This window comes from Burkholderia sp. Tr-20355, assembly GCF_017104685.1.
Classification (GTDB): domain Bacteria; phylum Pseudomonadota; class Gammaproteobacteria; order Burkholderiales; family Burkholderiaceae; genus Burkholderia; species Burkholderia seminalis.
The window spans coordinates 1-11,589 of record NZ_JAAGPK010000213.1 but is presented as its reverse complement, the minus strand read 5'-3'; the positions used below and the strand labels follow the sequence as shown (position 1 = coordinate 11,589).

9 protein-coding genes are annotated in these 11,589 nt (G+C 68.7%); 6 read left to right on the top strand and 3 right to left on the bottom strand.

All coding sequences use genetic code 11. The features are described 5' to 3' along the window. The first annotated feature begins 349 nt into the window (after positions 1 to 349). The 4 genes from G3N62_RS31575 to G3N62_RS31560 all read left to right on the top strand — a co-directional run bounded on the left by G3N62_RS31575 (position 350) and on the right by G3N62_RS31560 (position 3,983). Complete coding sequence (locus G3N62_RS31575; RefSeq protein ID WP_049028920.1) at positions 350 to 751, top strand: DUF3331 domain-containing protein; 402 nt, start codon at positions 350 to 352, stop codon at positions 749 to 751. A 393-nt stretch (positions 752 to 1,144) separates the two neighbouring features. Continuing rightward, on the top strand, positions 1,145 to 2,902 hold the full coding sequence (locus tag G3N62_RS31570) for a winged helix-turn-helix domain-containing protein (protein ID WP_124669445.1): 1,758 nt from the start codon (positions 1,145 to 1,147) through the stop codon (positions 2,900 to 2,902). A gap of 260 nt (positions 2,903 to 3,162) precedes the next feature. Further along, entirely contained in the window at positions 3,163 to 3,576 is a 414-nt protein-coding gene (locus tag G3N62_RS31565; RefSeq protein WP_034192071.1) for a DoxX family protein, read from the top strand. 227 nt (positions 3,577 to 3,803) lie between these two features. Further along, a complete protein-coding gene (locus G3N62_RS31560; protein WP_124669446.1) occupies positions 3,804 to 3,983 on the top strand; it encodes a hypothetical protein in 180 nt (59 codons plus the stop codon). Positions 3,984 to 4,071: 88 nt separating this feature from the next. Here G3N62_RS31560 and G3N62_RS31555 read toward each other — a convergent pair whose 3' ends face one another. From G3N62_RS31555 to G3N62_RS31545, 3 genes are all read right to left on the bottom strand, one after another. Continuing rightward, positions 4,072 to 4,725: a hydrolase gene (locus G3N62_RS31555; protein ID WP_034192072.1), complete on the bottom strand. Its 654-nt coding sequence runs from the start codon at positions 4,723 to 4,725 to the stop codon at positions 4,072 to 4,074. A gap of 199 nt (positions 4,726 to 4,924) precedes the next feature. Then, positions 4,925 to 6,799 (bottom strand): amidohydrolase, encoded by a 1,875-nt coding sequence (locus G3N62_RS31550; RefSeq protein ID WP_034192073.1) that lies wholly within the window; start codon positions 6,797 to 6,799, stop codon positions 4,925 to 4,927. 275 nt (positions 6,800 to 7,074) lie between these two features. After that, the gene (locus G3N62_RS31545) at positions 7,075 to 7,995 is read right to left on the bottom strand and encodes a LysR family transcriptional regulator (protein ID WP_034192074.1); all 921 of its coding nucleotides are present in this window, start codon (positions 7,993 to 7,995) and stop codon (positions 7,075 to 7,077) included. Between the two features lie 119 nt (positions 7,996 to 8,114). On the opposite strand from G3N62_RS31545, the gene G3N62_RS31540 reads away from it, so the two are divergent. Further along, on the top strand, positions 8,115 to 9,020 hold the full coding sequence (locus tag G3N62_RS31540) for an AraC family transcriptional regulator (protein ID WP_049033806.1): 906 nt from the start codon (positions 8,115 to 8,117) through the stop codon (positions 9,018 to 9,020). 315 nt (positions 9,021 to 9,335) lie between these two features. Further along, entirely contained in the window at positions 9,336 to 11,525 is a 2,190-nt protein-coding gene (locus tag G3N62_RS31535) for a TonB-dependent siderophore receptor (protein WP_124669447.1), read from the top strand. Positions 11,526 to 11,589 lie beyond the last annotated feature (64 nt).

Here is an 11,589-nt window from a genome sequence, read left to right as displayed (position 1 = left end):
GCGCCTGGCAGCAGGCCCGCGCCGGTCGTTGCGCACCCGGCAGGGCGCGCAATGCCGACGAATGCATGCCGACCGGAGCCTATCCCGGCGGACTGCGCGCCGTACTGAATTCCGGCTGAATTGTTATGAACACGGCCGGTTGGCCGGCCGCGACGACCGCACGGCAGATCGATTAAGCGCGCGACCGGGACTATTCAGCCGCGCGTGGCTATCGTGGGATCCGTCCGCTTGCCGTGGATCGCACGGGGCGCGCCGATTCGCGCCGATGCGCGCCGGCGCACGACGCGTGTCGCGGCACAAACGGGTCCGATCGCGCCGGACCGCCCGACATTTGCCTGGAGATGCCGACATGGATGCCTTCAACCGCTGGGCACACACGATGACGCTGCTGGGCCCGCCGCTCGATGCGGGCCGCTGGATCGCGCCGCGCAGCCGTCGCCATGGCGACGTCTCGATACCGTCGAGCGGCAGCGTGCGGCGCCACAGCGCGATCGTCGCCGTCGAGCGGCAGACCGATTCGTCGGTGCTGGTGTCGTGGAGCGACCCGACGCACTGCCGCTACGACGAGCAGCGCTGGATCAGCGCGAAGGCGCGCGCCCGCGGGCGCTGCGCGCTCACCGGCCACGAGATCCGTCATGGCGACGCGATCTACAAGCCGCAGTGGCGCGGCGCGAAACGTCCGGCGAATTGCCGCGAGATGGTTCTCGCGTCCGCGGTCGACCAGTTCGTGTCGCGCCAGGTGCGGGCGTGACGCGCTGCCTGTCGACACACCGACTGCGGTGAAATGAATTTGAAAGAATTGGCGGGCCGATTCAGGCCACCCATTAACCACGGCCGTTCGTTTCGATACGACGAAAAGCTGTATTTTCCTGAAAACATCCTGAAATGCATTTCATCAGGGAATTGGAAATGCATTCACGAATGAATGAGGCATTCGCGCATGACGCAGGCCGGCGTGTGCGGGGCGGGGCCGGCCCCGCCGCGGCAGGCTGCCATCCGGACCGATGCGCGTCATTTCAAAAAATTCGATCGCTTCATTTCAATAATTTGAATCTTTCATTCATGCAAATGCCGTAGCATTGAAGTCGAAACCGGCGCGCGATTTCGACTGTGCGCCGTTGAATGTCATCCACAAGAAATTCCCATGATCCGGATTGGAACACTTCACGTTTTTCTAGACAGACGTGAAATCCGTTCGAACGGCAAGCTGCTGCGTATCGGCAGTCGCGCATTCGACATTCTCGAGTTGCTGATTCGGGCGAACGGCGCACTGGTCTCGAAAGACGAAATCATGCAGCGCGTCTGGCCGCACACGGTCGTGGAGGAAAACAACCTGCAGGTGCACATCGCGTCGCTGCGCAAGGCGCTGGCCGACGATCGCAACCTGATCGTGACGGTGCCGGGCCGTGGTTATCGCCTCGTCGCACGACAGGATGACGGCGAGGTGCCCGTGCGTACCGCAGCGGTGCGCGCCACGAGTGTGTCGAGCGTGCTGTTCGGCCGCGAACAGGCGGTGGCCGACGTCCTGGCCGCGCTGCAGGCTGCCCGCGTCGTGACGCTGGTCGGCGCGGGCGGCATCGGCAAGACGCGCATCGCGGTCGAGGCGGCCGCGCGTGCCGGTGCGCGGTTTCCCGACGGCACGGTCGTCGTGTCGCTGGCGACGGTCGCGTGCCCGCGTTTCGTTCCCGAGGCGCTGGCCGCTGCGTTGGGTGTCGCGCAGCCGGCCGGATCGCCGACGCTCGAGACCGTGCTCGCCCGCGTCGCGCATCGCCGGATGCTGCTCGTGCTGGATGACTGCGAGCATCTGCTCGATTCGGCGGCGCAGCTCGCCAGCGCGCTGACCGATGCGGCCGGCGGGGCATGCGTGCTCGCGACCAGTCGCGAGGCGTTGCGCATCAACGGCGAGCGCGTCTGCCCGGTTCCGCCGCTCGACGTGCCGGGCGAAGACGATGACGACGCGATGCGCGCGAGCGCGGTGCAGCTGTTCGCGGCGCGCGCCTGCGCGGCCGACCCGCGTTTCCCGCTCGATGCGCGCAGCGTGTCGCTGATGGCATCGGTCTGTCGCCGGCTCGACGGCTTGCCGCTCGCGATCGAACTGGCCGCGGCGCGTGCCGCCGTGCTCGGCATCGACGTGCTGGCCGCGCACCTCGACGACCATTTCCGGCTGCTGACCGGCGGCTTTCGCACTGCGTTGCCGCGCCACCGGACGCTGCGTGCGATGTACGACTGGAGCGACCGCTTGCTCCACGACGACGAGCGCCTGCTGTTGCGCTGGCTCGGCGTGTTCCGCGGCGGGTTTTCGATCGAGGCCGTGCGCGGCGTTGTCGGGACTCGCGGCCTGACCGGCACGCGGCTGCTCGACACGATCGCCGGCCTGGTGTCGAAGTCGCTGCTGATCCTCGACGCCGCGCAGGAGGTGCCGCGCTACCGGCTGCTCGCGACCACGCGCGCGTATGCGCAGCAGCAGCTCGACGCGCACGGCGAGTGCGAGGCGGCGGCACGCGCGCACGCACACTATTTCCTGACGTCGTTCACGGATGCGCCGGACGACGGCGGCACGCGGCTCGATGCGGTGCGGCGCGAACTCGACAATCTGCGCGAGGCGCTCGACTGGGCGTTCTCTGCACAGGGCGACACCGCGCTCGGCATGGCGCTCGCGGCCGTCGCGGTGCCCTGCCTGTTCGAGCTGTCGCTCGTCGACGAGTGCCGCGAACGGGCGCGCGCGGCGCTCGACGCGATGCGCGATCCGGATGCGCCGCCGGTGTCCGTCGACACGCGCACACGGCTGCTGGCCGTCCATGCCGCGGCAACCGCGCAGACGGCCGTGCAGGAAACGTGGCCCGACGCGCACGCGATCGGACTCGATGCGGCCGAAGCCGAACCGCGTTCGGGCGGGTCGTAACGACACGCCCGTCGGCCGCGGTATCGCGCTTCAGAACGTTTCAGGCAATCGGCGGGACCAACAGCGGGACAGCGGCGGGCGGCGCGCGTAGATTGCACGAACGCGTCGGCGACTCGCCGGCACGCATGCGGCGCCCGCCGCGCGCGTGCGCCGGGGTCGCGCGACGCCGTCCATCGCAAGCGCGGCAACACGCGCCCGACGCCGGACACGCGCGTCGCCGCGGCCTTGCGCCGAACCGAACCTCATCCTTTTCCCGTCGCATGAATCCTGCCCAATCGAATCTTTCCCGCCACGCCGTCGATCTCGGCCTGCTGTTCCTGCGGGTTGCCGCCAGTCTGTTGCTGATCGCCGTTCACGGCCTGCCGAAGCTCATCCACTACACGGCGGAAGCCGCCGCCATCGAGGATCCGTTTCATCTCGGCCGGACGCTGTCGATCCTGTTCGCGATCTTCGCCGAAGTCGTCTGCCCGGTCTTCATGATCGTCGGCGTGTGGACGAGGCTTGCAGCGCTGCCGGTGTTGATCGTCACGCTCGTCGCGCTGGTGTTCGTCCATCCGGACTGGTCGCTGCGCGACGGGCAATTCGCATGGATGCTGCTGATCCTGTTCGGCACGATCGCCATCGCGGGCGCCGGCCGTTATGCGCTGCCCGCCGTCATTCGCCGGCAGGAATAGCGCGTTGGCGGCCTGCGTCGGCGCATACCCGTGCGCCGTTCGCGGCCGGACGAAGCCAGCCGGCTCCGGTGCCGCGAGCGTCCGGTTTTCGTATCGATGTAGCGGATTTCCCGCGCGTGGCCCGCTATGGTGCGTCGGCCGGACGAGCGGGATTCGTCGGCACGCGGCTTCATACGGCCGTCCGTGCGGTGGCTGCGCCGAGCGTCCGTCGGCGTCGAAGCGATGACGTGTGCCCGGTCGTCGGCGGCAAACCCGAACCGGCGCGGGCGACGAGCGGGTTCGCGATCGAACGGGGCGCGATGGAAGAATGGAAGATGATCCCGCCGGCCGGGACGGGGCATGCCCCGCTCGGCTCGATCGTACGGATCAGGAAGGAGATGAAGCGTCCGCCCGGCTCGACCGGCTGACGCGATGCCCGTCAAGGGCACTGCCGGCGACGCAGGCGCCGCCGGCAGCATGCGGCGTTCGCGGGCGGCATGCCGCCCGCGACACCGGTCAGTGACCTTCGCTCGCGCCGAACATCGACTTCGCGTAGGTGATGCCGAGGCCGTATGCGCCGCCATGTTGCGCGGCGGTCTTCGTGGTTTGCGCGTACGTCTCGGTACGTGCCCAGTCGCGCTGCAGCTCGAGCAGGTATTGCAGCGACGTCATCGGGCGCGCGCCGGCCTGGATCATGCGCTGCATCGCGCGCTCGTGCGCTTCGTCGGATACGTCGCCGCATGCATCGGCGATCACATACACTTCGAAGCCCTGATCGATCGCCGACAGCGACGGGCCGACGATGCAGACCGACGTCCACAGCCCGGCGAGCACGATCTTGCTCTTGCCGATCGCGTTCACGCGTTCGGCGATGCGCGGATCTTCCCAGGTGTTCATCGACGTGCGGTCGATCAGCTTTTCCTCGGGGAAGACCGACGTGATTTCCTCGTACATCGGACCGGAGAAGGTCTTCTCGGCGACCGTCGTGAGGATCGTCGGCACGTTGAATTCCTTCGCGGCCTTCGACACGAGCGACGTGTTGTTGCGCAGCAGGTTCGGATCGATCGACTTGGTCGCGAACGACATCTGCGACTGGAAGTCGATCATGATCAGCGTGTGATTGGTCGGGTTGATCAGCGACTTGCCGGGTTGGGCCGAAGCGGTGGGCATTGCAATTCTCCAAGAGTAGGTCGGGCGCCGAAGACGATCGACGCACGGGTTGGGCCGCGCCGATATCGGATCGGCACAGCCTGGAAGGGTGTGCATCCATGCGGTGCGCGCGGCACGCGCGACACATGGGTGCACGGCGGACGAGCGGCGGCACCGCCCGTCGCGTTTCGGCGAAGGAAACCGGTCGGGTGGCCGGCGTTCAGAACGCGAAGCAGCTGCAGCCGAGCGCGCCCCAGAAACCGTTGTGGTCGCTCACGGGCACGTCGTTGCGCCACGCGGCCAGATGGCCGTGCCCGTGCACGCCGCACTGGTTCGCGCAACTGTCGATGCAGGCGCGGGCAGCCGCGACCGGGCGATAGCGGCTGTAGCCGCCGAACTCGGCCACCGGCGACCACGCGGGGCTGACCGGCAGCGGCGGCGGCGCGAGCGGCGCGAATTCCTCGTCCGCGTGCACGACCTTGCCGTTCACGACCGTCAGCACCGACGACAGGTATTTGATCTGCGGCTCGTCGACCGTGAAGTAGTCGTCGGTAAGCACCGCGAAATCCGCGTACTGGCCGGGCACCAGCGCGCCCTTGCGATCGTCCTCGTTCGAGAACCAGGCGCTACCGACGGTATAGCGGCGCAGCGCTTCCATGCGGTCGAGCCGGTTGCGCTCGCCGTACAGCGCGGTGCCGCCGACGGTGCGCCCGGACACCATCCAGTACAACGACACGAACGGGTTGTAGCTCGCGACGCGCGTCGCATCGGTGCCGGCGCCGACCGGCAGGCCGGCGTCCAGCATCGCGCGGATCGGCGGCGTGCGCGTGGCCGCGTCGGCGCCGTAGCGCGCGATGAAGTACTCGCCCTGGAACGCCATCCGGTGCTGGACCGCGATGCCGCCGCCGAGCGCGGCGATCCGCGCGATGTTCGCGTCCGAGATCGTCTCGCAGTGGTCGAAGAACCAGCGCAGCCCGTTGAACGGGATCTCGCGGTTCACGGCTTCGAACACGTTCAGGAAGCGGCTGATCGATTCGTCGTAGGTCGCATGCAGCCGGAACGGCCAGCGGTTCTGCACGAGCAGGCGGACCACCGCCGTCAGCTCGGCTTCGAGCGTGTCGGGCAGGTCGGGGCGCGGCTCCAGGAAATCCTCGAAGTCGGCGGCGGAGAACACGAGCATCTCGCCCGCGCCGTTCACGCGCAGGAATTCGTCGCCGTCGCCGGGCTTCGTCATCTTCACCCACTTCGCGAAATCTTCGATCTCCTGCTTCGCGTTCTGCGTGAACAGGTTGTAGGCGATGCGCATCGTCAGCTCGCCGCGTTTCGCGAGATCCATGATGACCGCGTAGTCGTCCGGGTAGGCCTGGTAACCGCCGCCCGCGTCGATCGCGCTCGTCACGCCGAGACGGTTCAGTTCGCGCATGAAGTGTCGCGTCGAATTCACCTGGTCGTCGTAGCCGAGCTTCGGGCCTTTCGCGAGCGTCGAATACAGGATGCCGGCGTTCGGACGCGCGATCAGCATCCCGGTCGGGTTGCCGTGGCGATCGCGCCGGATCTCGCCGCCCGGCGGGTTCGGTGTGTCCTTCGTGTAGCCCACCGCGCGCAGCGCCGCGCCGTTGAGCAGCGCGCTGTCGTACAGGTGCAGGATGAACACCGGCGTATCGGGCGCGATCGCGTTGATTTCGTCGAGCGTCGGCAGACGGCGTTCGGCGAACTGCAGCTCGTTCCAGCCGCCGACCACGCGTACCCACTGCGGCGCGGGCGTGCGCTGCACCTGGCGGCGCAGCATGTCGAGCGCGTCCGCGAGGGACGGCACGCCGTCCCAGCGCAGCTCCATGTTGAAGTTCAGGCCGCCGCGAATCACGTGCAGGTGTGAATCGTTCAGGCCCGGGATCGCGGTGCGGCCGTTGAGGTCGACGCGCGGCGTGTCGCCGCGTGCGTGGCGCATCACGTCGTGTTCGTTGCCGGCGGCGAGCACGCGGCCGTCCTTCACCGCGAGCGCGGTGACGAACGAGCGCTTGTCGTCCTGTGTCGCAATCTTGCCGTTGAAAAAGATCGTGTCCGCGATCGGCACGTCGTTCGTCTGGGCTGTCATCTGGCGTTTCCCTTGAGTACTCGCGCGGCGAGTCGTGGAGGCGTGCCGGCGCGCTGTCGCGTGTCGGCGTCGTACTCCAACGTTAAGGGACGCGCGGATGAAAGTCCTGAGCGGCGTCTTAAACGATCTGAAAGGAAACGATCGAGGCGGGTGGGGGCGGTGTGAGGCGGATGGTGCGGTTGCGCGCAGGCCGGGTCGGCGGCGTGCATGACGGGTGCGCGGTCAAGCGTCGGACGGATGGCTGCCCGCGCCAGCCCCGGCCGTGAATGGACGAATCAGCCGGTCGATTTGTCGGGCGCCGTGAAGCGCTCGACCAGGTCGGGACGGTCGAGCTGCTCGACCCACCAGTGCAGCGCGCGGCCTGCTTCGTCGCCGCGCCACGCGAGATAGCAGTGCGTGGTGTCGCGCATGCCGGTCACCTGGCGGGCGACGAGCCTGCCGTCGGCGATCGCGCGCGCGGCGATGCATTCCGGCAGCGTGCCGACCGCGAGCCCTTCGCACTGCGCATCGAGCTTGGCCGCGAGCGTCGGCACCGCGAGATACGGCTGGCCGGCGTCGATCGCGACCGACTGCGGCTGCAGTTCGCGCGACGTATCGCTGATCACCGCGCCGCGATACTGGACGACCGACGCCATCGGCAGCGGCTCGGGCAGCGACGCGAGCGGATGCGTCGGCGCGACGGCGAAGACGTGCCTGAGCGAGCCGATCGGCCGCGCGACGATGCCCGGCAGCTCCGGCGGGTCGCCCGCCGCGCCGACGACCAGATCGGCGCGGCGCGAAATCAGCGCGTCCCATGCGCCGCCGAGCACTTCGGTCGACAGTCGCAGCCGCGTGTCCATCCCGAGCGCGTAGAACCGGTGCACGTACGGCCACAGCGCGTCGAACGGCAGGATTTCGTCGATGCAGACGCGGACTTCGGTTTCCCAGCCTTGCTGCGCACGCTGCGCCTTGATTTCGAGCTGCTCGGCCGCACGCAGCAGGCGTCGGCCTTCCTCGACGACGATGCGTCCCGCATGCGTGAGCTTCGCGCGCCGCCCGCTGCGGTCGAACAGCATCACGCCGAGATCGCTTTCGAGTTTCTGCACCAGGTAGGTCAGCGAGGACGGCACGCGATGCAGCAGTTCCGCGGCTTCGGCAAAGGTGCCGGTGCGGTCGATCGCGTCCAGCGCCTCGAGCGCTTCGAATGACAGCTTCATCGCGGGTTCCGGGAGGGAGGGGCTCGCGCATCATACCAGCGCATGCGCGGTACGGGCAGCGCGTCCCACCGCGATTTGCTAGACTGGCGAGCCTCGTCATTCGCCGCTCGCGTCAACCGATGACTGCGCCTCAGTCAGACACCGCCACCTCCGATTTCATGCCGGCCGACGTGCGGCAGACCGTCGTTACCCAGACGTTGCCGAAAGGGCAGGTCGGCATCAGCCGGCTGAAGACGCTGCGCAGGAACATGGGGCTGACCGCCCCCTACACGCCCGAGCACTCGGATCTCATCGTGCTGCAGCTGCGCCCGTTCGGCGAACAGGAGCTGTGGCTCGACGGCCGCCGCGCGCCGTTCGTCCCGTACGACGCGGGGACCGTGACGATCCACGACCTCGACCGCAACTGGGTGGCGGATCTCAAGGGCGCGTTCGATTGCCTCCATTTCCACCTGCCGCGCCATACGCTGGAGGAGACGGTGGACGACCTCGGCGGCCGGCAACGCCCGCAACTCTACCTGCCGCCTCACCTCAGCGCGAACGACCCGATCATCCATGCGCTCGGCCGCGCGTTGCTGCCGGCGCTGTCTAGCCCCGACCAGGCGTCGCAGCTCTTCATCGATCATGTGGGGCTGGCGTTTCAGGCACACGTCGCCCATCGGTACGGCGGCGTCGGCGAGCGGCGGGAAAAGTCGGCCGGCAAGCTCACGCCGTCGCAGGAGCAGCGGGCGAAGGAACTGCTGCTCGAACACCTCGACGGGAAAATCGGGCTCGCCGATGTGGCGAGCGCCTGCGGCCTGTCGCGCGGCCATTTCGTCAAGGCGTTTCACCAGACAGCCGGGATGCCGCCGCATCGCTGGCTGATCGTGCAGCGCGTCGAACGGGCAAAGACATGGTTGCGCAACCCGCAGATGCCGCTGAGCATGATCTCGGCGGCGTGCGGGTTCGCCGACCAGAGTCACTTCTCGCGCACCTTCACGCGCCTGACCGGCGTCAGCCCGCGCCGGTGGCGCATGGACAATACCTGAGTCGCCGCTGACGATACCGGCGCCGCGGGCAGTGCGTATGCCGGCGCGGCCCGTCGTCTGCGACGCGGCCGGACGCGCGCGCCGACCTTCGCGTCGTGCCTGCCGGCGACGCCTACGAATTTTCCCGAACACCGCGTCACATCCACCCGGTATGATCGCTGCGCCCGCGAGCGCCGCGGCGGGCCGGCGCATGCCGGTGCGCGCGCGATCGACTTCGCCGGCACGACCATCACGACACCCCGGGACGGGCGCCGGCGCACGGCGCCGGTCGATCCGGCCGAACGGGCCAGGACAGCACGACGGAGTATTGAAGCGATGCGGACGCAGACAGGCGCGATACGGCGCACCATGACGATCGTTGCGGGCGGGACGTTGTGCGCGGCGGTCGCGGGCGGCGCGCAGGCGCAGGCATCGGGCACGGCGGCGGCGAAGGCAGGCGCCGCCGCGGCCGTGCTGCCGGCAATCGACGTGCAAGGAACCGCCGATGCCGCGTCCGCCGGGCTCGTCGGGCGGCGAACCACGGCCGGCACGAAGACCGACACGCCGGTGGCCGAGATCCCGCAAACGGTCAATATCGTCACCGCGCGGCAGATCGAGATGACCGGCGCGGCCGACCTGAACCAGGCGCTGCGCTACGTGCCGGGTTTCTCGACGTTCGGCGCCGACAGCCGGACCGACTGGTATGCGGCGCTGCGCGGCTTCACGCCGACGCTGTACGTCGACGGCGTGGCGGCGCCGAATACGGCCGTGATCGCGAACTGGCGCATCGATCCGTACACGATCGATTCGATCGCGATCCTGCGCGGCCCGACGTCGGTGCTGTACGGCGCGGGCGAGCCCGGCGCGATCGTCGACGCGCACACGAAGCGCGCCGATGGCGAACGCGTGCGCGAGGCCGGCGTGCAGATCGGCAACGATGCGCGCAAGCAGGTCATGCTCGATGTCGGCGACACGCTCGATCCGGACGGCAAGTATGCGTACCGCTTCGTCGGCGTCGCGCGCGACGGCAACGCGGTGACGGGCCCGAACGGCGATCGCCGCGTCGCGCTCGCGCCGTCGTTCCGCTGGCGGCCGGACGCCGATACGTCGCTGACGGTTGCCGCGACGTTCCTGCAGGACAGCGGCGACATTTCGTCGAACTTCCTGCCCGCGTCGGGCACCGTACTGCCGAACCCGAACGGCCGCCTGTCGCAGGACATCTACATGGGCGATCCGTCGTTCAACGACTACCGCAAGAAGCAATGGTCGCTCGGCTACACGCTGGAACACCGCGTGAATGCGATCTGGACGCTGCACCAGGACGTGCGCTGGTCGCACCTGTCGCTGGACGATGCGACGGTGTTCGGCAACGGCCTCGCGCCGCGCAGCACGACGAACATGATGCGTTTCGCGGGGCTGTTCCAGCTCAACTACAGCCGGCTCGACGTCGACCATCACGCGCAGGCGCGCTTCGGCACGGGGCCGCTCGAGCATACGCTGCTGTTCGGCCTGCAATTCGACCGGCAGACGACGACCAACAGCGTGTGGCTTGCGCTGGCGCCGTCGCTCAACCTGTACCACCCCGTCTACCGGCCGGTGACGGCCGCGATCTTCGCCGGCCCGACGTCGCTCGGTCATGTCGACCAGTACACGGCGATGAATGCGGTCGGTGTGTATGCGCAGGACCAGATCCGCTGGCGGCGCTGGACGCTGACGCTCGGCGGCCGCGAGGACGTCGTGAATGCGCGTTTCGACGACCGGACGGCCGGCACGCAGGCGCGGCAGGACGTCAGTGCGTTTTCCGGGCGCGTCGGACTGACCTATCAGGGCGACGCGGGGGTGTCGCCGTACGTGAGCTATTCGACGTCGTTCGATCCGGTCGTCGGCGTGCGGATGTTCGGCGGCGGCTTGCCGAAACCGACGCGCGGCGCGCAGGCCGAAGCCGGGCTGCGCTGGCAGCCGCCCGGCAGGAACCTGATGCTGAGCGCGGCCGTCTACCAGATCGACCAGACCAACGTCGTGACGCCGACGCCGGTGAATCTCGACCCGACCGGCACGACGTCCGTGCAGACCGGCAAGGTGCGCTCGCGCGGCATCGAGCTGAGCGCGGTCGGCAAGGTGACGCGCGAGCTGTCGATCGTCGCGTCGTATGCGTACCAGGACGTCAAGAACGTGCAGGCGAACGATGCGTCGCTGAACCACTGGCCGGTGTCCGTGCCGCTGCCGCGGCAGATGGCGTCGATGTGGGCCGACTGGACCTGGCGTACGGGGGCGCTGTCCGGGCTCGGGATCGGCGGCGGCGTGCGCTACCAGAGCGCGTCGGCCGGCGCGCCCGACAATGCGCTCACGGTGCCGAGCGCGACCTTGTATGACCTCGCGTTGCATTACGACCTGCCGCGCTGGCGTTTCGCGCTGAACGTCGCGAACCTGTTCGACCGGCGCTACGTCAGCGGCTGTCAATCATATGCCGTCTGCGTGTTCGGCAACGAGCGGACCGTGCTGGCCAGCGCGAAATACGACTGGTGACCGCGAGCGGGCCGAACGCCGCTACGCGCCGCGCTGCGGCTCGCGGGGCGCGGCGCGCGAGCGA